15 protein-coding genes are annotated in these 21,591 nt (G+C 77.0%); 11 read left to right on the top strand and 4 right to left on the bottom strand.

Annotated features, from left to right (window positions below; genetic code table 11):
• Positions 1 to 388: 388 nt before the first annotated feature.
• The 4 genes from ACH4SL_RS31870 (at position 389) to ACH4SL_RS31855 (ending at position 5,802) form a co-directional block, all read left to right on the top strand.
• Complete coding sequence (locus ACH4SL_RS31870; protein ID WP_398452123.1) at positions 389 to 1,816, top strand: HEAT repeat domain-containing protein; 1,428 nt, start codon at positions 389 to 391, stop codon at positions 1,814 to 1,816.
• Positions 1,817 to 2,017: 201 nt separating this feature from the next.
• Complete coding sequence (locus ACH4SL_RS31865; RefSeq protein ID WP_398452120.1) at positions 2,018 to 3,136, top strand: glycosyltransferase family 4 protein; 1,119 nt, start codon at positions 2,018 to 2,020, stop codon at positions 3,134 to 3,136.
• Complete coding sequence (locus ACH4SL_RS31860; protein ID WP_398452117.1) at positions 3,133 to 4,275, top strand: glycosyltransferase; 1,143 nt, start codon at positions 3,133 to 3,135, stop codon at positions 4,273 to 4,275. Before ACH4SL_RS31865 ends, ACH4SL_RS31860 begins: the two co-directional genes overlap by 4 nt.
• Positions 4,276 to 4,851: 576 nt before the next feature.
• On the top strand, positions 4,852 to 5,802 hold the full coding sequence (locus tag ACH4SL_RS31855; protein WP_398452114.1) for an SGNH/GDSL hydrolase family protein: 951 nt from the start codon (positions 4,852 to 4,854) through the stop codon (positions 5,800 to 5,802).
• Here the strand turns inward: ACH4SL_RS31855 and ACH4SL_RS31850 are convergent.
• The 3 genes from ACH4SL_RS31850 to ACH4SL_RS31840 form a co-directional block, all read right to left on the bottom strand.
• Complete coding sequence (locus tag ACH4SL_RS31850) at positions 5,688 to 6,581, bottom strand: biotin-dependent carboxyltransferase family protein (RefSeq protein ID WP_398452111.1); 894 nt, start codon at positions 6,579 to 6,581, stop codon at positions 5,688 to 5,690. The two genes, ACH4SL_RS31855 and ACH4SL_RS31850, sit on opposite strands and share 115 nt — an antisense overlap.
• Positions 6,582 to 7,083: 502 nt before the next feature.
• Positions 7,084 to 7,707, bottom strand: a complete 624-nt coding sequence (locus ACH4SL_RS31845; RefSeq protein WP_398452108.1) for an allophanate hydrolase subunit 1 — start codon at positions 7,705 to 7,707, stop codon at positions 7,084 to 7,086.
• 19 nt (positions 7,708 to 7,726) lie between these two features.
• The gene (locus ACH4SL_RS31840) at positions 7,727 to 8,536 is read right to left on the bottom strand and encodes a LamB/YcsF family protein (protein ID WP_398452105.1); all 810 of its coding nucleotides are present in this window, start codon (positions 8,534 to 8,536) and stop codon (positions 7,727 to 7,729) included.
• Positions 8,537 to 8,674: 138 nt separating this feature from the next.
• Here ACH4SL_RS31840 and ACH4SL_RS31835 point away from each other — a divergent pair, with 138 nt between their 5' ends.
• The 3 genes from ACH4SL_RS31835 (at position 8,675) to ACH4SL_RS31825 (ending at position 16,507) form a co-directional block, all read left to right on the top strand.
• Entirely contained in the window at positions 8,675 to 10,222 is a 1,548-nt protein-coding gene (locus ACH4SL_RS31835) for a hypothetical protein (RefSeq protein WP_398452102.1), read from the top strand.
• Between the two features lie 155 nt (positions 10,223 to 10,377).
• Complete coding sequence (locus ACH4SL_RS31830) at positions 10,378 to 11,226, top strand: hypothetical protein (protein WP_398452627.1); 849 nt, start codon at positions 10,378 to 10,380, stop codon at positions 11,224 to 11,226.
• 61 nt (positions 11,227 to 11,287) lie between these two features.
• Entirely contained in the window at positions 11,288 to 16,507 is a 5,220-nt protein-coding gene (locus ACH4SL_RS31825; RefSeq protein WP_398452099.1) for a hypothetical protein, read from the top strand.
• Positions 16,508 to 16,519: 12 nt separating this feature from the next.
• Here the strand turns inward: ACH4SL_RS31825 and ACH4SL_RS31820 are convergent, their stop codons facing one another.
• A complete protein-coding gene (locus ACH4SL_RS31820) occupies positions 16,520 to 16,924 on the bottom strand; it encodes a hypothetical protein (RefSeq protein ID WP_398452096.1) in 405 nt (134 codons plus the stop codon).
• A gap of 172 nt (positions 16,925 to 17,096) precedes the next feature.
• Between ACH4SL_RS31820 and ACH4SL_RS31815 the strand changes: the two genes are divergently transcribed.
• The 4 genes from ACH4SL_RS31815 (at position 17,097) to ACH4SL_RS31800 (ending at position 21,569) form a co-directional block, all read left to right on the top strand.
• On the top strand, positions 17,097 to 19,874 hold the full coding sequence (locus ACH4SL_RS31815; protein ID WP_398452093.1) for a nitrate- and nitrite sensing domain-containing protein: 2,778 nt from the start codon (positions 17,097 to 17,099) through the stop codon (positions 19,872 to 19,874).
• A complete protein-coding gene (locus tag ACH4SL_RS31810; protein WP_398452090.1) occupies positions 19,871 to 20,287 on the top strand; it encodes a roadblock/LC7 domain-containing protein in 417 nt (138 codons plus the stop codon). Before ACH4SL_RS31815 ends, ACH4SL_RS31810 begins: the two co-directional genes overlap by 4 nt.
• Positions 20,288 to 20,369: 82 nt before the next feature.
• Entirely contained in the window at positions 20,370 to 20,780 is a 411-nt protein-coding gene (locus ACH4SL_RS31805) for a DUF742 domain-containing protein (RefSeq protein WP_398452087.1), read from the top strand.
• Between the two features lie 180 nt (positions 20,781 to 20,960).
• On the top strand, positions 20,961 to 21,569 hold the full coding sequence (locus ACH4SL_RS31800; protein WP_031525414.1) for an ATP/GTP-binding protein: 609 nt from the start codon (positions 20,961 to 20,963) through the stop codon (positions 21,567 to 21,569).
• The last annotated feature ends 22 nt before the right edge of the window (positions 21,570 to 21,591 follow it).

Here is a 21,591-nt window from a genome sequence, read left to right as displayed (position 1 = left end):
CTGCTGGCAGGCGCTCTCGGCCGTGGCGGACGGAAGGGGCCGGTAACGACTGTTGCACAGGGAGCGATGGCCCGTAAGGGTTTCCGCGATACCCGATCCGGTGGTGCTTCTGGCATATGCCAGCTGCTCAGCGCGTTTTTGGCCACCCGATGGCCGTCCGGCCGCCGCCCGGCGGACGCGTCACCGCCCCCCGGGAGCCATCTTGCTCCTGGTGACGGGGGTACCGGAAGCGACAGCGCGCCCCCGAGTCGGTAGGCTGCCGCCGCCCGTCCCCCTCGTGGTCCACCCCTGCCGCCAGGCATGAAACGCCCGGTGGGAGGTAAGGATGCCGGGCATCAGCAGCGGAAATCCCGTTGCCATGGAATCCCCCGCACCGGATGCTGACCTCATGTTCGACCCAGACATAGCGCCCAGTGGCACTCTTCTCGGCCTCCTCCAGCGGGGGCGCGGAGACGGTCCCCTGCACGCCCTCGCGGCGCCGCGGGCCGAGGCACTCGCCGCCCTGGAGCACTGCGTGCTGCGCGACCCCCGGCTCGACTGGCGGGTCGAGTCGCGCTCCCTCTACTACGCGCGGCTCTACTCCGACCTGGAGGGCCCGCTCGACGGGATCGAACAGCACCTCTTCCACCCCGACGACGTGATCGCCCCCGACGAGCACCGCTGCGGCCTGGCCCTGTCCGTACTCGGCCACCTCGCCGGGTACGGCCGGCGGGACGCGCTGCGGCTGCTGCGCCGCTACGCCGCGACCGGCGGCTGCTGGGAATGGGCCCTTGACGAGCTGGCCGTCCGCGACGGGGAGGCCGGGCTGCGCGCCCTCGGTCCCGCCGTCGTCGCCCGCTTCCCGCGCACCCCCGAGGGCGACGCGGAGCTCGCCCGCGCCGTCCGCGAGTCCTACGAGCCCCGGCCCTGGCAGCTGTGGGCCGAGGACGCCGTGCACCCTGAGACCGCCGAACGCGTCCGGCGGGCCGGCGAGCAGGTCAGCTTCGACCGCTGGCAGCGCCAGCTGCGCTCGGCGGGCCCGACCCCGGGCTGGGGGGTCGCCGCCGTCCTGGACTGGGCGCAGCAGGGCCTCGACGCGCACCCCGCCGTCGAGCGGGACCAGCCCGCCGCCCGCTGCCTGGCCGCCGTCGCCGGGCCCGAGGACCGCCCCGCACTGCTCGCGGCCGCCGGGCACGGCCCGTCCGCCGCCCGCGCCGCCGCCCTGCGGCACCTGTCCGACCGCCGCGACCCGCGCTGCCTCGACCTGATCGGCGCCGCCGCAGAATCCCCCGACGAACGTGTGCTGCGGGCCGCCGTCGAATCCTTCGAGCGCATGCACGACGGCGCGGCCCTGGACCGCGCCCGCGACTGGGCCCCCCGCACCGACGCGCTCGGCGCCGCCGCCGCCCGCACCCTCGCCCGGCACGGCGAGCCCGCCGACAGCGGCCTGGTGCTCGCCGCGCTGCGCCGCGCCGTCCAGAACGACGGCGCCGACGCCGAGGGCATCGAGCCGCTCGTCGAGGGGGTGGGGCGGCTCGCCGCCTGCCACGCCGCGCCGCTGCTGCGCCACCTGTACCGCGAGACGTCCTGCTCGCAGCTGCGCGGCACCGCCGCCCGCGCGCTGGCGTGCGTGGACCCCGGCTTCGCCGCGGGCTTCGCGGTGGAGTGCCTGTGGGACTGCGAGGAGGCCACCCGCGAACTGGCCGCGCACCGCGCCGCCTCCGGCGACGTCCGGGTCCTGACCCAGTTGCGCCGCCTCGCCGCCGATCCGGCCGAGGAGGCCGAGGTGCAGACCGCCGTCCGCGGCAGGCTCAGCTCCGGCGGCACCGGGCGCTGAGGCGCCCTCACGGGGCCGGGGCCGGGGCCGACGCCGCCCGGGCCCCGCGGGGCTCCCGGCCCCGCCGAACGGCGCGGAAGGCGGCCCGCGCCACGAAGGACCGGGCCGGAGCGTGAGGCGCGGGCCAACGCTCACGGGGCGTTCCCCTTCGGGAAAGATCCTCGTGGCCGTGACAACGCCCGGCCCGGCGACAACCTCCGTATGAGAGTCGCCATCGTCACGGAATCCTTCCCGCCCGACGTCAACGGTGTCGCCCACTGCGCCCTGCGCACCGCAGAACACCTCGCCAGGACCGGCCACGACCCGCTGGTCATCGCCCCCGCAGGACCGGGCGACCAGCAGGCCGACCTCCCCTGCCCGGTCGTCCGCGTCCCCTCCCTCCCGCTGCCCGGATACCCCCAGGTGCGCGTCGCGCTGCCCGGCCGCCGCACCGCCGCCGCGATCGCCGCCCACCGCGCCGACATCGTCCACCTGGCCAGCCCCTTCGTCCTCGGCGTCCGCGGCCAGGCCGCCGCGACCCGGCTGCACATCCCCGCCGTCGCCGTCTACCAGACCGACCTAGCCGGCTACGCCAGGACGTACCTGAACGCGGGCGAGGCCGCCGCCTGGCGCCGCATCCGCGCCGTCCACTCCGCCGCCGCCCGCACCCTCGCACCCTCCAGCGCGTCCCTGGCCGCGCTCACCGAGCACGGCGTCCCGCGCGTCCACCTGTGGCCGCGCGGCGTCGACGCCACCCGCTTCCACCCCGGCCGCCGCGACGACACGCTGCGCCGCGAACTCGCCCCGCGCGGCGAGCTGATCGTCGGCTACGTCGGCCGGCTCGCCGCCGAGAAGCACGTCGAACTCCTCGCCGGGACGTGCGAGCTGCCCGGTGTGCGGGTCGTGGTGGTCGGCGACGGCCCCAGCGGGCCCGGGCTGCGCCAGGCGATGCCGCGCGCGGTCTTCCTCGGCCGCAGGACCGGCGACGACCTCGCCCGGATCTTCGCCTCCCTCGACGTCTTCTGCCACACCGGCCCCTTCGAGACCTTCTGCCAGACCGTCCAGGAAGCCATGGCCAGCGGCGTCCCGGTCGTCGCCCCCGCCGCCGGCGGCCCCCTCGACCTCGTCGACCACGGCCGCACCGGCCTGCTCGTGCCGCCCGGCGACGACCTCGCGGTCCGTACCGCCGTCCGGCTGCTGCACGCCGACCCGCGGCTGCGCGTCCGCTACGGCGCCGCCGCCCGCGCGACCGTCGCCGACCGCAGCTGGGAAGCCGTCGGCGACCTGCTGCTCTCCCACTACGACCAGGTGCTCGGCGAGCGCGCGACGGTCGCCGCGTGAAGACCGCCGGCCTGCGCATCGTCCGCGTCGCGAACTTCGTCACCCCCGTCTCCGGCGGCCTGCGCACCGCGCTGCGCCACCTCGGCGAGGGATACGCGGCGGCGGGACACGAGCCCGTCCTCGTCATCCCCGGCCCCGAGGCGTCCGACGAGACCACCCCGCAGGGCCGCGTCATCACCCTGCCCGGCCCGGAGATCCCCGGCAGCGGCGGCTACCGCGTCCTCACCCGCCGCGCGCCCGTCGCCGCCGTCCTCGCGTCGCTCGCGCCCGACCGGCTGGAGGTCTCCGACCGCACCACCCTGCGCTGGACCGGCGAATGGGCCCGGCGGCGCAGGGTGCCCGCCGTCATGGTGTCGCACGAGAGCGCCGACGGTGTCCTCGGCACCTGGGGCGTCCCGGGCGCCGCCGCCCGCCGCGCCGCTGACGCGCTCAACCGCCGCACCGCGCACTCCTACACGCGCGTGGTGTGCACCACCGGGTGGGCGGAGGCGGAATTCCGCCGGATCGGGGCCCGCAACGTCGTCCGCGCCCCGCTCGGCGTCGACCTCTGCGGTCTGCACCCCGGCCACCACGACCCCGGACTGCGGGAGCGGTACGCGCACGGCGCCGCCGTCATGCTCGTGCTCTGCTCCCGGCTCAGCCCCGAGAAGCGGCCCGACGACGCGCTGGAGGCCCTCGCGCACCTGCGGCGGGCCGGCGTCGACGCCGCGCTCGTCGTCGCGGGCGAAGGGCCGCTGCGCAGCCGGCTCACCACCCACGCCAGGACGGCACGCCTGCCCGTGACCTTCCTCGGCCACGTCGCCCGCCGCGACGACCTCGCGGCGATCCTCGCGACCGCCGACGTCGCGATGGCACCCGGCCCCGTCGAGACCTTCGGGCTCGCCGCCCTCGAAGCGCTGGCGTGCGGCACGCCGGTGGTGGCCAGCGCCCGGTCGGCGCTCCCCGACATCATCGGCCCCGCGGGCGACTCCGGCACGACCCCCGCGGAACTGGCCGCCGCCGTCCGCGCCCTCCTCGCGGTACCCGCCCCCACCCGCCGCACCCGCGCCCGCCACCGCGCCGAGCTCTACACCTGGCCGGCCGCCGTCTCCGCCTTCCTCGCCGCCCACACCGCCCTCCCCACCGGAATCCCCCGATGAGCCCCCTCCCCACCGACGCGGGAACCCGCGCCCCCAGCCGCCCACCGGCGGAAGGCCGCGTACGGGCCCCGGGTGGCAGTCGGCCGCGAGGGGCGGGCGTAACCCCAGCGGCGGGAAAGGCGGTGTCCCGCGCCAGGTGGCACCCCCTCGGGGGCGCGGGGAACTGCGCGCCCAGCTGTCCACCGGCGGATGGTCGCGTACGGGCCCGGGTGGCAGCCCGTCGCGAGGGGCGCGGGGAACTGCGCGCTCAGCCGTCCACCGGCGGATGGTCGCGTAGAGGCCCTGGGCGGCAGCCCGTCGCGAAGGGCGCGGGGAACTGCGCGCGTAACCCCAGCGGCGGGAAAGGCGGCGTCCCGCGCCAGGTGGCACCCCCTCAGCGGCGCGGGGAACCGCGCGCTCGGCTGTCCACCGGCGGACGGTCGCGTACGGGCCCGAGTGGCAGCCCGTCGCGAGGGGCGCGGGGAACTGCGCGCGTAACCCCAGCGGCGGGAAAGGCGGCGTCCCGCGCCAGGTGGCACCCCCTCAGCTGCGCGGGGAACCGCGCGCCCAGCTCCCGCGGCGCGAAAGGCCCGGCTCATGAGTGAGCTCAGGTTCGCCGTGCTCGGCGACTCCGTCAGCGAGGGCCTCGGCGACCCCGCGCCGGCCGGCGGCTGGCGCGGCTGGGCCGGCATCCTCGCAGCGAGCCTGGACGCCGACCTCCTCAACCTCGCCCGCAGCGGCGCCCGCACGGGCGACGTCGCCGGCCCGCAGCTCGGCGCGGCGCTCGACCACCGCCCGCACCTCGCCTCCGTCCTGGTCGGCGGCAACGACACCCTGCGCGGCGGTTTCGCGATCGACCGGGCCGCGGCCGACCTCCACGCCGCCCTGGGCGCCCTGCGCGCCCGCGGCGCGGTCGTGCTCACCGCCTGCCTCCCGGACCCCGGCACCGTGCTGCGGCTGCCGTGGCCGCTGGCCCGCCCGCTGGGCCGCCGGATGCACGCCCTCAACGACACCGTGCACGCCCTGTCCGCCCACCACGGCGCCCTCCACCTGCACGCCGCCCGGCGGCCCTGGGCGACGAGCCCGGGCGCGCTCAGCGCCGACCGGCTGCACCCGAGCGAGACCGGTCACCGGATGCTGGCCGCCGACTTCCACGCCCTGCTCGCCTCCGCGGGCCTGGCCGCCGGACCCGCGCCCCGGCTCGCGCCGGACGGCCCGCCGCCGGGCCGCACCGCCTCCGTGTGGTGGATGGCGACCCGCGGCACGAAGTGGGTCGCGGACCGCTGCACCGACCTACTGCCCGATCTGCTGCGGCTGGCCGCCGAGGAATACCGGCACACCGCTCGCGGCACCGCGCCGCTGCTCGACCACGCCGCCCGGGAGGCGACCGCCCGGGCCCTGGAGTCGCTGGGCGTCACGGCGGCGCCGCCCGTTCATCCCGCGGGACGGGCCGCCGAACGCAGTACGACGAAGCGGATCCTGCTGCCCGGCACGGACTGGGCCGCGGCGGGCAGCGACTCCTCGGGCACCACACCGATCACCGGATAGCCGCCGGTCGTCGGATGGTCGGCGAGGAAGACGACGGGGCGCCCGTCCGGCGGCACCTGGACGGCGCCCGGCACCATGGGCTCGCTCGGCAGCTCCCCGTCCCGCCCGGCCGCCCGCTCCAGCGCGGGGCCGACGGTGCGCAGGCCGATCCGGTTGGAGGCGGGGGAGACCGCGTACTCGCCGGTGACCAGCGCGGTCAGCGCGCCGGGCGCGAACCAGCCGTCCCGCGGCCCCGGCACCAGCGGCAGGACCAACTCCCCGCCCGCGGGCCCGTACGGCAGGACGTCGGCGACGGCCCAGCCGGCACCCCGCCCGGAGCCGACCGGCAGCTCGGCGCCGTCGGCGAGCGGTGCGGGCCCGAGCCCGGAAAGCAGGTCGGCGGAGCGGCTGCCCAGCACCGGTTCGACCGCGAGCCCGCCGGCCACGGCGACGTACGAGCGCAGGCCGGCCGTCGCCGCGCCGACCTCCAGCACCGCGCCGCCCGGCACCCGCACCGGCGCCCCCCACGCGGCGGGCCGGCCGCCGACCCGTACCGGGCAGGGCGCTCCGGTCACGGCGACGAGCAGCGGCCGCACGGCCCGCAGCGCGCATCCGTTCACCGTCGTCTCCAGCGCGGCGGCCCCCTCGGTGTTGCCGACCAGCCGGTTCGCGAGCCGGTACGCCGGCACGTCCAGCGCCCCGGACCGCGGCACCCCCAGATGCGCGTACCCGGCGCGCCCCAGGTCCTGAACGGTCGTCAGCGCCCCGGCCCGCACCACGACGAACCCCACCACGCTCATCGCCCCCCTCCCCCCGATCCCCGCCCACCTGCACCCGCCGGAAGGCACTGCCCGGCACCGCGCCCGCGCCACCGCTGAGCCGAACCGCCCCCGCCGGGCCCACGCCAGGCACGGACCCGCGGCGCGCACTCCCGCCACGGACCCGGTGTGCCGCGGCCGCGCCTGCGGCTCACACCGGTCACGGCACGGAGGCGGAGGCCGCTGCCCGACCGGCACGGGACGCCAGCAGACGCAGGGACACGGCAGCCGTCACCCGCCACCGCCCAGCCTCCGCCCGGCTCCCGCCACCCGCCTGCCGGCGGCAAAGCCCGGCGGGTCCGCAGGGCTCGGCTCCCGCCCGCACGGGCCCCGCTGCGGCAGCCGTCACCCGCCACCGCCCAGCCTTCGGCCCGCCCTTGCCACCCGCCGGCCGGCGGCAAAGCGCGGCGGGACCGCACGACTCGGCCCCCGTCCGCCCGGCGGGTCCGCAGGGCTCGGCCCCCGCCCGCCCCGCGGGCCCCGCTCATGGCGTCACCTCCACGAAGCGGACCTCCGTGCCCGGCGAGAGCAGTGCGGCCGGGTCGCGGGACGGATCCCACAGCGGGGCGTCCGTCGTGCCGATGAGCTGCCAGCCGCCGGGGGAGGAGCGGGGGTAGGCGCCCGCGTAGGGGCCGGCCAGGGCGACCGAGCCCGCGGGTACCGCGGTGCGCGGGGTCGGGCGGCGTGGGACGTGCAGCTCGGGTGGCAGGCCGGTCAGATAGGCGAAGCCGGGTGCGAAACCGCAGAAGGCCACTCGGAAGGGCGTCGCGGTGACGATGCCGGGCACCTCCGCCGGGGCGACCGACCACAGCGCGGCCACCTCCGCCACGTCGGGCCCGTCGAAACGCACCCGCAGCTCCTGCGGCTCGCCGCTGCCCGGCCCTGCGGGCGGCACCTCCCAGCCGGTCACGGCGGCGGCGAAGCCGCGCGGATCGGCGAGGCCCGCGACCAGCACCGTCCGCGCCGCGGGCACGATCTCCCGCACCTCCGCGAACTCCCCGGCCGCGCGCCGCCGCAGCAGCTCGGCGTGCAGCGCCTGCGCGCCCGCGCCGTCCTCGGTCTCGACCAGCACCGCGTCACGCCCCATCGGCAGCACCCGGCACCTCATGACGCACCCGCCCCGTACGTCATACGAACGCCACCACCCGCACCCCGGCCCCCTCCAGGGCCTCCCGGACCCGGGCGGCGAGCTGCGCGGCGCCCGGCGTGTCGCCGTGGACGCACAGCGACCGCGCCGCGACCGCCACCGGCTGCCCGTCGACCGCGGCCACCCCCGCGCCGGAGGCGATCCGCACCGCCCGCTCGACCACCGCCTCCGGCTCGCCGACCACCGCGCCGGGCTCGCGGCGCGGCACCAGCGTGCCCCGCGGGGTGTACGCGCGGTCGGCGAACGCCTCGGCCACCGCGGGCAGTCCGGCGGCGGACGCGGCCGCCAGCAGCTCCGAGCCGGGTAGCCCCAGCACGGGCAGCCGCCCCGCCAGCAGCACCCCGTCGACGATCGCGGCGGCCTGCTCCGCGTCGTGCACCGCCCGGTTGTACAGCGCCCCGTGCGGCTTGACGTACGCCACCTGCGCGCCCGCCGCCCGCGCGAAGACCTCCAGCGCCCCGATCTGGTACGCCACTTCCGCCGCCAGCTCGTCCGGCGGCACATCCATCGCCCGCCGCCCGAAGCCGGCGAGATCGCGGTAGGACACCTGCGCCCCGATGCGCACCCCGCTCGCCGCGGCCCGCTCGCACACCCGCCGCATCGTCGCCGGATCGCCCGCGTGGAAACCGCACGCTACGTTGGCGCTCGTGACGACCTCCAGCAGCGCGTCGTCGTCGGTGAGATGCCAGCGGCCGAACCCCTCGCCGAGGTCGGCGTTGAGGTCGACGACCGCCCCCGCCGCACCGCTGCCGGATCCCGCGGCCGACCCGTTCCCGGCGTTGTCCGCCATGCCCGCCTCGCCGTCCTCTCCGTGCCTCCGCCCGGCCGGCAGGCCCCCGCGCCTGCCGTACGATGCCGGTGGACCGATCATGGCATCCCGCACCGACAACGGGCGCCCGCCCCGTGCCGATCCGTGCCGTTTCGTGCGATGTCGGTGGCACCGCCTAGGGTGTGGGGCGTGACCACGACCGTCCCGTATCCGCTGCCGGGTGCCCCCCGGCCGGCTCCGGGCCCCGCCGCCGACGAGGGCCTGGCCCGCCGCCTCAAGGCGCTCGCCTGCACCGCCCCGCTGCACGACCTGGACGCCCGCAAGGCCAATCTCGCGGGCGAGTATTCGGTGTACGCGATGGCGGAGGTCGCGCTCGCCGCGATCGACCTGGTCACCCTCCACATGGACTTCGACACCGGCGCCGACCACGACCAGATAGTGGCCAGGCTGATGCCCCGGGTCGCCGCCCAGACGCCCGCCCGCTCCCACGCCGAGCACGAGCGGGTCGCCCGCTGGGTGCTGGAGAACCTGATCAACGTCGGCAGCGCCGACCGCGGATTCCGCGCCGTCTACGGCACGTTCGGCCCCGACGGGGAGTACGTCCGCAGGGATTACGACTTCAAGCTCGTCGAGGAGGTGCCCGGCCCCGGCGGCAGCGTCTACCTGCGCGCCACCGACGAGGCCGTCAACGTCCTGGTGGGCGCCCTGGACACCGACGTCACCAGCGCCCAGATCGCCGCCGAGGTCAAGCTGGAGGTGCTGATCAGCCGGGGCAGGCTGGCCGACGCCCAGCTCGCCGCCGAGCAGGCCCGCTACCGCACGGTGCAGTACGCCGAGACGCTGCGCCGCACCCTGGAGGCGACCCGGCGCAACGTCCGGGCGGTGGACTGGCTGCAGCAGGTCCCCGACCTGATCTCCGAGGCCCTCGACCACGTCGCCGACCGCTACCGGCACGAGAACGCGATCCTGACCAACATCCGCAAGGCGCGCGACGAGGCCGAGGATCCCGAGCACAAGCGGCGCGCCGCCGAGCTGGTCGACATCGTCAAGGACTGCATCCGGCGGCACACCCAGCTCCAGTCCCGGCTGCTGGAGGCCGGCCCGCTCTTCCGCGCCGAGCAGGACCGGCAGGCCTTCGCCACGCCCCCCGCCCGCGCCGGACTCGACCTGTACGGGCAGCTCGTCGCCCCGCTGCTGCCGCTGCCGGTCGAGCACGCCTCCCGGGTCACCGACGCCTTCTTCGCACGCGGCACGGGCCTGCGCACCCCCGCCGCCGTCCGCGTCACCGACCTGGTCGAGCTGCTGCTCACCCCGCCGGTCGAACGCGACCACCTCGGCGCCGAGATGCCCGAGCCGGATCTCGTCGCCACCCCGGACGACAGCCGCTTCTCCGACGAGCAGCTCGAAGCCGCCCTCGACCTGCTGGACCTGCCGCACGACGCACCGCGCCGGCTGTCCGGGCTGCTCGCCCAGGCCCGCGCCCTCGACCCGGAGCTGCCCTACCTCGTCGCGCTGCTGTCCCTGCACGCCGCGTCGCCGCCGGTGGGCACCGCCGTACGGCAGGGCGAGCCGCAGCTGCTCTTCGCCGTGGACGACGGCACGGAATTGGACGACCCGGAATTCGGCGGCGCCGACCTCGTCCTCGGCACCGCTCGCCTCGCCGCCCGCCCCGCGGAGCCCAAGGAGCAGAAGGAGAGGACGCCGTGACCGACGACCGCGAGGAGCGCACCGACCGCAGGAGCGCGGCGGCCCCCGCGCCCGGCGCAGGAGCGGGCCGCGACACCGGGCGCGACGCGTACGACGGATACGCCGCCCCCGACGCGTACGAGCAGCCCCGCGAGGCCCCGCGCGAGCGGGACGCGCTGCGCGACCGGGAGGGCGGCGCGCTGACCGCGGGCGACGTCGCCGACGCCGCGCGGCTGGTCGGCTTCGGCCTCCAACCCAAGCTGCTGCCCGCCCGCGACGCCGAGTACGCCGAGCTGATCCGCCGGCACCGTGAGGACCCGGGCTTCGCCCGCACCGCCGACGCGGTCGCGGCCGGGCTCGGCCTGATCGTCCTGGAGGTCTCGCCGCGCGCCGGGATGGCCGTCGCCGCCGCCGAGGACTCCGTCTTCGCCGTCCGGATGGGGGATTACGCCCGGCGCGCCGCCTCCGACGCGGGCGACCGCTTCCTGCACGGCCTGGCCCACCTGGCCGCCGCCGCGCTCGCCTTCCCCCGCCCCGAGGATCTCGCGGACGACGGTTACATCGGCCGTATCACCGTCAACGGGGTCGACGCCTTCGTCCGGCAGGCCTGCCGCCGGCTGGAGGAGCGGGCCGACGAGAGCGGCGAGGTCACCGACCCGGCGAGCGACGCACCCGGCCTCGAAGCCGCCTGGCGGGTCTACAGCAGGCGCAGCGCGACCGGCGCGACCAAGGACGCCCGGCGGCTGGCCGGCTCCACCACCGGCATCATCGCCAAGGCCGTCACCTTCCTGGTCGACTCCGGCTTCCTCCAGCGCACCGGCGACGAGGCGGGCGGTACGTACCGCACCACGGCCCGCTACCAGCTCCAGGTCCGCGACATGGCCGGCAGCGCGGCCATGGCCGAACTGCTGGAGCTCGGCGTCGTGGCCGTCACCGACGGCACCGCGAGCCTGCTGCCCGCCGCCTCCGACGACGGCGCGGACCTGGTCGCCGACGCGGGACTGCCCTTCCACACCCCCGCCTGACCGCCCGCCCCGCCCTCCCGACCACCCGCCACCGACCCCTCCAGCCACGAGAGTCCGCCGCATGTACGAGCTTTCCCGACTCCGCCTCTACTCCATCGGGCCCGCCGGCGCGCGCTACGCCGACACCGTGCTCGATCTGCGGGGCGTCGGCGAACCCGTGCCGCGGCCCGCGCCCGCCCAGGGCGACTTCTTCGCGGACGAGCCGACCGGCCCGCCGCGCCGCCCCGCCCCCGCGGGCGTGCTCTTCCTGGAGAACGGCGGCGGCAAGTCCGTCCTGCTCAAGCTGATCTTCTCGGTCATGCTGCCCGGCCACCGCAACACCCTGGGCGGCGCCAGCTCCGGCGTGCTGCGCAAATTCCTGCTCGCCGACGACTGCGGGCACGTCGCCCTGGAGTGGCAGCACACGCTGACCGGCGAACTGGTCGTCGTCGGCAAGGTCAGCGAGTGGCGCGGCCGCCAGGTCTCCACCGACCCGCGCAAGTTCGCCGAGGCCTGGTATTCCTTCCGCCCCGGGCCCGGCATGAGCCTGGACTCGCTGCCGGTCGCCGAGTCCACCGCTGTGCGCCCGCCCGTCGAAGGCGCCTCCGGGGCGCGCGGCCGGCGCCGCACGATGAAGGGCTTCCGGGACGCCCTCACCGAGGCCGGCAAGGCCTACCCGAACCTGGACGTGGTGTGGGAGGAGATCCACGACCGCTGGAACGAGCACCTCGGCAACCTCGGCCTCGACCCCGAACTTTTCCGCTACCAGCGCGAGATGAACGCCGACGAGGGCGAGGCCGCGGGCCTCTTCGCGGTCAAGAAGGACTCCGACTTCACCGACCTGCTGCTGCGCGCGGTCACCGACACCCGGGACACCGACGGCCTCGCCGACCTCGTCCACGGCTTCGCCGGCAAGCTCGGCCGCCGCGCCGAGCTGACCGCCGAACGCGACTTCACCGCGGGCTCCCTCGACCTCCTCCAGCGCATCGCCGACACCGCCGAGGCCCGCGAGCAGGCCCGCGCCGTCCACGCCCAGTCCGAACGCCGCACCCGGCTGCTGGCCCGCCGCCTCACCGCCCGGGCCCGGCAGGAACGCGACCGCACCGCCGACATCGCGCAGGACATGGCGCAGGCCGCGCACGCCGTCACCGACGCCGGGCACTCCCGCGCGGGCAGCGCCCTCACCGCCGCGGAGATCGCCTACCGGCACGCCTCGCTCGCCCTGGCCGCCGCCGACAAGGGCGCCGCCGCGCTGCGCCGCGAGCTGGGCGACGCCCGCACCCTGCACTCCGCCTGGCAGGCCGCCGAGACCGTGCTGCGGCAGCGCGCCGCCGAGGACCGGCTGCACCGCGTCAGCGTGGCCATCCGCGAGGCCGAACGGGACGCGGCCCCCGCGCTCGCCGCCCGTACCACCGCCGCCGCCGACCTCGTCCGCGCCCTGCACGGCGCCGCCGCGCGCGCCGAGGCCCAGGCCGACACCGAGGAGGAGCGCTCGGCGCAGCTCCAGGAGCGGTCCGAGGCCGCCCACCGCGACGCGACCGCCGCCGCTACCGAGGCGCAGCGCGCCCGCAGCGAGGCCGGGCACCTCGCGCAGCGGCTCGCCGAGGTCGAGCAGGAGACCGCGCAGGCCGTACGGTCCGGCTGGCTCGACGACTCCGCGCCGGACGCCGACCCGGCCCGCGCCGCCCTGGCCGCCGCCGCCACCGAGGAGAGCGCGGGCGACCTGGCCCGCGCCGCGGCGGAGTCCGCACGTGCCGCCGCCGCCCGGGCACGGGAGGCCGCCGGCACCGAATCCCGCGCCGAACTGGCCGCGGCCCGCGCCGCCGACGCGCTCTCGACCGCGGAATCCGCCCTGGCCGCGGCGACCGTCGCCGCCACCGCGCTGACCGCCGAGCCCCGCATGACCGCGCTCCTCAGCCTCCCCGCCCCCCGCACCGAGCCGGGCGCCCCACCCCAGGACGCCGCCTCCGTCCCGGGAGCCCGGGCAGGCGGTACGTCCGCGCCGGGCCGCGGCACGCCGGGTTCCGCACCTGGCAGCAGCGGTGCCGCCTCGGGAGCTTCGGGCGCCGCCGTGCCCCCGGCGCCCGGCGCGACCGCGACCGCCGGTGCTCCCGGGTCCGCGGCACCCCCGGCGGACCCCGGCGGGACCGCCGGCCCGGGCGAGTCGGCTCCCGGGACATCCAGCGCCACCGTGGACGGCACCCGCCGTGGCAGTTCCCCTGCGGCTGCCGCATCTCGATCCGGTGACCTCGCTGACGGTGACGTCCCGGACGGCTCCCGTCCCGGCCGTTCCTCGGCCGCTGCCGAATCCCGGTCCCAGGCCCGCGCCGTGGTCGGTGGCCTCTCCGAGGGTGACGTCCCGAACGGTTCCCGCCCTGGCCGGTCTTCGGCGGCTGCCGCATCTCGATCCGGTGACCTCGCTGACGGTGACGTCCCGGACGGCTCCCGTCCCGGCCGTTCCTCGGCCACCGCCGTGCTCGGCCACCTCGCCGATGGCGACGGCCTCACCCCCGCCGTGCTCGACGACTTCGCCGAGCCGCTCCGCGAGCTTCTGGACAGCGCCGTCGCCTCCGCCGAGCGCCAGCTGTTCGACCTGCGCACCGCCGCAGCCGACGACGCCCGGATCCTCGCCGCGCTCGGTGACGGCGGTCTGCTGCCGCCCGGCCCCGACGTGCTGGCCACCGTCGAATTCCTCGGGGAGCACGGCATCCCGGCGCTGCCCGGCTGGCGCTACCTGGCCCAGGCCGTCGACCCCGCCGACCACGCGCTGGTCCTGGCGTCCCGCCCCGAGCTGGTCGACGGCGTCGTGGTCACCGACGCGGGCTCCTACCGGCGGGCCCGCGAGGTGCTGGAGCAGGCCGCGCTGCTGCCGAGGTCCGCGGTCGCCGTGGGCACCGCCGCCGCGCTGCTCGCCCCGCCGCCCGCGACCGCTTCCGGCAGCCCCGACGTCTTCCTCGTCCCGCCGAATCCGGCGATGCACGACGAATTCGCCGCGGACGGCGAGCGGCAGGCGCTGCGTACCCGGGCCACCGCCCGCGAGGAGGACATCCGGACGCTGGCCGCCCGGCTGGCGTTCGACCGTACGCTCGCCGCCCGGCTCGCCTCCTGGCGCGCGGCCTGTCCGCAGGGGCGGCTCGCCGAGCTGGCCGCCGAGGTCGCCGCGGCGCGCGAGACCGTACGCCGTACCCGTGCCGAGCTGGCCGACGCCCGTACCGACCGGGCCGAGGCGGAGGCGGCCGCCGCCGAGGCCGCGCAGGACAGCGACGTCCGCCGGGCCGCCGCCGAGCAGGCCCGGCGCGCCGCCGACGCGCTGTCCGGGCTCGCCCACCGGCTCCGCGAGCGCGCCACCTGGCAGCGCAGGGCGCGTGAGCTGGCCGCGGACGCCGCCGAGGCGGAGGCCCGCGCGGAGGCCTGCCTTGCCAGGGCCCGCGCCGCCGACGAGGACCGCCGGGCCGCCCAGCGCGCCTCCGACGACGCCCGCCGCACCGCCCGCGTGCTGCGCGCCGAGCGCGCCGAGATCGCCGGGGCCCCCGACGACGGCGCGTCGGGCACGGCGCCGGACGCGGCCCCGCCCGCCGCGTCCCTCCCCGCGCTGCGCGAGGCCTACCGCGCGGCCTCCGAGGTCTACGAGAAGGTGGGCGTCGGCGCCGACCTGCGGGCCGAGCAGGCCCGCGCGGAGAGCACCGAGAACGCTGCGCTCGTCGAACTCGACCGGCTGACCAACAAGGTGCGCAGCCGCGCCGCCCAGCTGCTGGAGGGCCCGGACGGAGCCGACGGCCCCTCCCGGCAGGCCGCGGCCGCCCGCGCCGAGGAGCTGGTGCAGACGCTGGAGTCGCGCGCCTCCGCCGCCAGCGAGCAGCTCGGCCGGCTGCGCGGCGAGGCCGAGCGGCTGGCCCCGGCCGACGGCGAGCCGCACCACACGGAGTTGCCCGGCGCCCTCGTCCCGCGCGACGCCGAGCACGCCCAGGAGCTGCTGCGCGCGGCCACCGCCGAGGTCGCGGCCCGCACCGAGGCGCTGGAGCAGGCCACCGACGCGCACGCGGGCCTGGTCGCCGCGCACCGCGCGGCCGAGGACGCCGCGAGCGGCTTCGACGAGACGGCCGCGCTACTGCGCGACCTGCTGCGGGACGGCCCCGGCCCGCAGCAGCCGGAGGAGGACGAGCCCGAGCCGTACCCGGGCAGCCAGGAGGCCGCCCGGCAGGCCGCCGCCGAGGCCCGGCGCAGCCTGCGCGGCTGCGCCGCGGATCTGTCCGCCGCCGAGACGCGCCTGCGGGAGGCCGCGGACGTTCTCGTCCGGCACGCCAACGCGGTCCGCTTCGAGCAGGTCAGGACGCCGGCCCGGCAGCAGATCCGGGAGCTGCCCGCGGCCGCGCTGCCCGAGCACGCGGCGGCGTGGGCGGCGGCGTTCGCGCCGCGGCTGCGGGTGCTCACCGACGAGCTGGAGCAGCTGGAGCGCAACCGGGAGATCATCGTCGACCGGCTGCGCGGCCTGGTCGAGTCTGCGCTCGCGACGCTGCGCTCCGCGCAGCGGCTCTCCCGGCTGCCGGAGGGCCTCGGCGAGTGGTCGGGCCAGGAGTTCCTGCGGATCCGCTTCGAGGACCCCGACCAGTCGGTGCTGACCGAGCGGCTCGGCGAGGTCATCGACGAGGCGACCAGGTCGGCGCTGCGCAAGAACGCCGACCTGCGGCGCGACGGCATGTCGCTGCTGCTGCGCGCGGTCGCGGCCGCGCTCCAGCCGCGCGGTGTCGCGGTGGAGATCCTCAAGCCGGACGCGGTGCTGCGCGCCGAGCGCGTCCCGGTCGGGCAGATGGGCGACGTCTTCTCCGGCGGCCAGCTGCTCACCGCCGCGATCGCGCTCTACTGCACGATGGCCGCGCTGCGCAGCAACGACCGCGGCCGGGACCGGCAGCGGCACGCCGGCACCCTCTTCCTCGACAACCCGATCGGCCGCGCCAACGCCACCTACCTGCTGGAACTCCAGCGGGCCGTGGCCGACGCGCTGGGCGTGCAGCTCCTCTACACGACGGGGCTGTTCGACACGACGGCGCTCGCGGAGTTCCCACTCGTGGTGCGGCTGCGCAACGACGCGGATCTGCGCGCGGGCCTGAAGTACATCAGCGTCGAGGAGCACCTGCGGCCCGGCCTCCCGGCGCAGGACGCCCAGGGCGAGCAGATCCACGGCGAGATCACCGCCACCCGGATGTTCCGCCGCCCCCCGGAGGTCCCGCAGCCCGCGGCCGCGGAGGAGCCCGCACCCGCGGAGGAGCCCGCCGGCGGCCCGGAGACCGTACCGCGGTCCTGACCGGCCGCCGCGTCACACCCCGAGGTGCCGCGGTATGTGCGGGCGCCGCCGCCCTCCCGTGCCGGAGGGCGGCGCCGCCGCACGCCCCTCCCGCCGGGCTCTGCGCCGTTCGGCGCGCCGGGCCCGCGCGGCGCTGCTGGGGCTGGAGAGCACCCCGTTGCGCTGGTTCCACACCTGCCGGGTCACCCACACGTCCAGCACCGCCCATGTCGCGACCACCGACGTCAGCACGGTGGTCAGCAGCATCGGCGCGGACAGCCACGAGCGCCCGACGGCGAGCAGCACGTCGATCATGCCCTGCACCAGCGCGACGGCGCTGATCAGCACCGCCCGCACCGCGGCGGCCCGCACCGGGTCGGCCATCCGTGGCCGCCTGGCGGGCTCCTCGACCCAGACGTTCCGCTGTCGCACGTCCATGATGAGTGGCTGCCCCGAAACCTCCCGGTGCATTCCGGGGAACGTTTCGCCGCAGACCTGCCCAACTCACATACATACTTTCGAGTTACCTCTGAGGCGGTAGTAGGCTCACGCCGTTTGGACGCGCGAGACGCGTGAACCGCCCCCACAGGGGGAAACCGTTGGGGAGGCCATGAGCTTTCGCGGTACGACGATCCGGCGGAAGATCGTGGCGCTGCTGCTGATCCCGCTGGCGTCGCTGACCGTCATCTGGGCGTTCGCCGCCGTGGTGACGGGCAGGGAGCTGCTCGACCGGCCCGACGTCAAGCGGGTCGCCGACGACATCGGATATCCCGGCATCGCCGCCACCCAGAGCCTCCAGCAGGAGCGCCGGGCGGCGATGATCTACGCGGCCAACCCGCGCGACTCCCAGGCGAGGATCGGCTACACCAAGCAGCAGCAGGTCACCGACGGCTCGATCGCCAAGATGCGCACCCGGATCAGCACCACCGGGGTGCGCGGCGACCTGACCGCGGAGTCCCGGCGCCGGCTGGACGCCTTCCTGACCGACGTCGAGAGCCTCACCTCGCTGCGGCAGCGCGCGGACGACGGCAAGATCAGCCGCAACGACGTCTACACGGCGTACAACGACATGATCACGCCGGCCTTCCAGCTCTTCCAGTCGCTCAACCCCTACAACGACTTCCGGCGCGACGAGCAGCACCACGCCGCCATCCAGCTGAGCATGGCCCGCGACCAGATCAGCCGGGAGGACGCGCTGATGGCCGCGGCCATCAGCGCCGGGCACATGAGCGCGGCCGAGCTGAAGTCCTTCACCTTCGCCGTGGCCGACCAGCGCGACGACTACCAGTCCAGCCTGTGGCTGCTGGGCGACGACCAGCGCGCCGGCTACGACGCCTACTGGCGCGACGGCAACGGCAAGACGCTGCGCGCCGCCGAGGACGCGGTCATCGCCGCGGGCGTGGACAACGCCCCGATCGTCGCCGCCCACCAGTCCTGGCCGTCGGTCGCCGCGACCACCATGGACGACCTGAACAAGCTGGACGACGCCGTCCAGAGCCGGTTCGGCGACACCGACCCGCCGATCGCGACGACCACGATCGCCGAGGCGGTCTTCGTCGGCGGCATCGGCCTGGTCGCCGTGATCGCCACGCTGTTCGTGTCGGTACGCATCGGGCGCGGCCTCATCCGCGACCTCACCGGGCTGCGCCGCGACGCGCAGGAGGTGTCCGGCACCCGGCTGCCGCAGGTCATGCGGCGGCTGGCGGCCGGCGAGGAGATCGACGTCGAGACCGAGGTCCCGCGGCTGGAGTACCCGGACGACGAGATCGGGCAGGTCGGCAAGGCGCTCAACACCCTCCAGCGGGCCGTCGTCGAGGCCACCGTGCGGCAGAACAGCCTGCGCAACGGCGTCTCCGAGGTCTTCGTCAACCTCGCCCGCCGCAGCCAGGTCCTCCTCCACCGCCAGCTCACGCTGCTGGACGCCATGGAGCGCCGCACCGACGACAGCGAGGAACTGGCCGACCTCTTCCGGCTGGACCACATGACCACCCGCATGCGGCGGCACGCCGAGGGCCTGGTCATCCTGTCCGGCGCCGCGCCCTCCCGGCAGTGGCGCAAGCCGGTGCAGCTCATGGACGTGGTGCGGGCCGCCATCGCCGAGGTCGAGGACTACGAGCGGATCGAGATGCGCCGGCTGCCGCGGCTGGCCGTCGCGGGCGCCGCCGTCGCCGACCTCACCCACCTGCTGGCCGAACTCATCGAGAACGCCGCGGTCTTCTCGCCGCCCCACACCACCGTCAAGCTGCACGGCGAGCCCGCCGCCAACGGCTTCGTGCTGGAGATCGACGACCGGGGCCTCGGCCTGACGCCCGACGCGCTGCTGGAGGCGAACCTGCGGCTCGCCGAGACCCCGGAGTTCGAGCTGTCGGACACCGACCGGCTCGGCCTGTTCGTGGTCAGCCGGCTCGCCCAGCGGCACGGCGTACGCGTCTCGCTGCGGCAGTCCCCGTACGGCGGCACCACCGCCGTGGTGATGATCCCCGACACGCTGCTCAGCGACACCGCCGAGGACACCGGGTCCACCCCCGTGTCCGGCACGCCCCGGCTCGGCGGCCTCGACCCGGCGGGGGACACCGAGCACACCTTCCGCCAGTGGGGCCTGGAGGGTGTCGACGACATCGGCGGCGAGCACCGCAAGGAGCACTCCGCCCACCCCGACGAGCCGCTCTCCGCGTCCTTCGGCCGGGGCCTGGACGCCCTCGTCGACCCGGCCGAACTGCCCCCCGGCAGCGGCGCCGACGCGGCCCCGGACCCGCTGCCGCTGCCCAGGCGCCGCCCGCGCGGCACCGGCACCCCGGTGCTGATCTCCGACCGCGCCCGCCGCCCGCTCGGCAATTCGCCCGACGAGGACCCGGCGGGCGGGAGCGGGACGCCGGACGCGGAGGACTCCGGCGCCGCGGCCGACCCCGCCGGCCACCCGGAAGAAGCGTCGCCCGGCACCCGGCAGCCCCGCGCCGTCACGGCCGTGCCCTCGCTGCCCGCGGGCGAGCCCCCGCAGGAGCCGGGAGAGCCGGAGGCGGCCGCGGACGGGCCCGGCAGCTCGCTGCCCCGCAGGGTCCGGCAGGCCAGCCTCGCCCCGCAGCTGCGCGGCGGCGCCCCGCGCCCCGCGGCGGGCGACGCCGAGGGCGGCGGCACCCCCGAGCGCTCCGCCGACGAGGTCCGCGCCCGGATGGCGTCCATCCAGCGCGGCTGGCAGCGCGGCCGCCGTGCCGCGGAGACCGCCCCCGGCGAGGGACCGGCCCCCGCGCCCGACGCGGCCCCGGCCGCCGGCGACGAGCCCGCGGGCGGGGCGGTCGAGCCGACGGCGCCGACCGAGCCGGCTGCACCGGCTGCACCGACGTCAGTGACGAGAACGACCAGAACGACACCTGAGGGGAACGGTCGATGACCGCACCATCGAGCCCGACACGTGAGCTGAGCTGGCTGCTGGACGACCTGGTGACGCGGGTCTCCAGCGTCCGCAAGGCGCTGGTGCTCTCCGGCGACGGCCTCGCCACCGGCGCCTCGGACGGGCTGACCCGCGAGGACTCGGAGCATCTGGCGGCGGTCGCCTCCGGCTTCCACAGCCTGGCCAAGGGCGTCGGGCGGCACTTCGCCGCCGGGCAGGTCCGGCAGACCATCGTCGAGCTGGACGAGGCCTTCCTCTTCGTCACCGCCGCGGGCGACGGCAGCTGCCTGGCCGTGCTCGCCGACGCCGACTCCGACGTCGGCCAGGTGGCGTACGAGATGGCGCTGCTGGTCAAGCGGGTCGGCGTGCACCTGGGCACCGCCCCGCGGCAGCACGGCGGCGCGGCGGGCTGAACCACCCCGCCGCACGACGGCGCGGCGTACACGCGGAAGGACCGGGCAGGAGCGACCAGCGGGAGCGGGGTGACACGGTGACATGACGGCTGAATCGGACCGCTGGTACGACGACGCGGCAGGGCCGGTGGTACGGCCCTACGCGATGACCCGCGGGCGCACCAGCCACGCGGCCGAGGCGAAGCTGGACCTGATCGCCCTCGTGGTCGCGGCCTCCGGTGGCGCGGGCGACGGCGGCGCCGATCCGGCCGACCCGGAGGACGACGTCTCGCTGTCCCCCGAGCAGGTGGAGATCGTCCGGCTCTGCCACCAGCAGCCGGCCTCGATCGCGGAGATCGCCGCCGAGGTCGACCTGCCCGTCGGTGTCGTCCGCGTGCTCGTCGGCGACCTGCTGGACGCCGGCCATGTGACGGTGCGTCCGCCCGTGCCGCCCGCCGAACTGCCCGACGAGAGCATCCTGCGCGATGTCATCAACGGCCTGCGGGCCCTCTAGTCACGCCCCGCCCCACCCCTCCCGTACCGCTGCGAACCGCCCCGCGGCGGGCGGGTTTTCCGCTACCGTTTCCGTCCCCGGTCCCCACCGGCAACTCCACCGGCGTCCCCACCGCCGCAGCCTTCCGGTCCTTCCGGTTCCCACCGCCGTTCCCCCCGCAGGAAGAAGCAGACGAGATCCATGGCCATCGTCCACGCCGAGCGCCGCCGGCCGTCCGCCCCGGACCCGGTCGTCCTCAAACTGCTCGTCGCCGGCGGCTTCGGCGCCGGAAAGACCACGCTGGTCGGCGCGGTCAGCGAGATCAGGCCGCTGCGGACCGAGGAGCTGCTGACCGAGGCGGGCCGCCCGGTCGACGACCTCACCGGCGTGGAGGCCAAGCGCACCACCACCGTCGCGATGGACTTCGGCCGCATCACACTGCGCGACGACCTGGTGCTCTACCTCTTCGGCACCCCCGGCCAGGACCGCTTCTGGTTCCTGTGGGACGAGCTGGCGCAGGGCGCGCTGGGCGCGGTCGTGCTCGCCGACACCCGCCGGCTGCCGGACTGCTTCGCCGCCGTCGACTACTTCGAGACCCGCGACATCCCCTTCACGGTCGCCGTGAACTGCTTCGACGGGGTCCGGCTGCACTCCCCGGAGGCCGTCGTCGACGCGCTGGACCTCGGGCCCGGGGTGCCGGTGGTGCTGTGCGACGCACGCGAGCGCGAGTCGGTCAAGCGGGTGCTGGTCAGCGTCGTGGAGCGCGCCGCGGCGCACGCCTCGGCCCGCCGGGCGCCCGCCGCCCCCTGACGCCCCCGGGCCCGTGACCCGC

The sequence above is a fragment of the Streptomyces sp. NPDC021020 genome, from assembly GCF_044333285.1.
Classification (GTDB): Bacteria; Actinomycetota; Actinomycetes; order Streptomycetales; family Streptomycetaceae; genus Actinacidiphila.
Note: the sequence above shows the minus strand (reverse complement) of the source record. Positions and strands in the feature narration are given on the sequence as shown.

Excerpts from the sequence above, each read along its gene's own strand:
- ACH4SL_RS31870 (WP_398452123.1), top strand. The coding sequence starts at position 389 with ATGTTCGACCCAGACATAGCGCCCAGTGGCACTCTTCTCGGCCTCCTC.
- ACH4SL_RS31865 (WP_398452120.1), top strand. The coding sequence starts at position 2,018 with ATGAGAGTCGCCATCGTCACGGAATCCTTCCCGCCCGACGTCAACGGT.
- ACH4SL_RS31855 (WP_398452114.1), top strand. The coding sequence starts at position 4,852 with ATGAGTGAGCTCAGGTTCGCCGTGCTCGGCGACTCCGTCAGCGAGGGC.
- ACH4SL_RS31850 (WP_398452111.1), bottom strand. The coding sequence starts at position 6,581 with ATGAGCGTGGTGGGGTTCGTCGTGGTGCGGGCCGGGGCGCTGACGACC.
- ACH4SL_RS31845 (WP_398452108.1), bottom strand. The coding sequence starts at position 7,707 with ATGAGGTGCCGGGTGCTGCCGATGGGGCGTGACGCGGTGCTGGTCGAG.
- ACH4SL_RS31840 (WP_398452105.1), bottom strand. The coding sequence starts at position 8,536 with ATGGCGGACAACGCCGGGAACGGGTCGGCCGCGGGATCCGGCAGCGGT.
- ACH4SL_RS31835 (WP_398452102.1), top strand. The coding sequence starts at position 8,675 with ATGTCGGTGGCACCGCCTAGGGTGTGGGGCGTGACCACGACCGTCCCG.
- ACH4SL_RS31825 (WP_398452099.1), top strand. The coding sequence starts at position 11,288 with ATGTACGAGCTTTCCCGACTCCGCCTCTACTCCATCGGGCCCGCCGGC.
- ACH4SL_RS31820 (WP_398452096.1), bottom strand. The coding sequence starts at position 16,924 with ATGGACGTGCGACAGCGGAACGTCTGGGTCGAGGAGCCCGCCAGGCGG.
- ACH4SL_RS31815 (WP_398452093.1), top strand. The coding sequence starts at position 17,097 with ATGAGCTTTCGCGGTACGACGATCCGGCGGAAGATCGTGGCGCTGCTG.
- ACH4SL_RS31810 (WP_398452090.1), top strand. The coding sequence starts at position 19,871 with ATGACCGCACCATCGAGCCCGACACGTGAGCTGAGCTGGCTGCTGGAC.
- ACH4SL_RS31805 (WP_398452087.1), top strand. The coding sequence starts at position 20,370 with ATGACGGCTGAATCGGACCGCTGGTACGACGACGCGGCAGGGCCGGTG.
- ACH4SL_RS31800 (WP_031525414.1), top strand. The coding sequence starts at position 20,961 with ATGGCCATCGTCCACGCCGAGCGCCGCCGGCCGTCCGCCCCGGACCCG.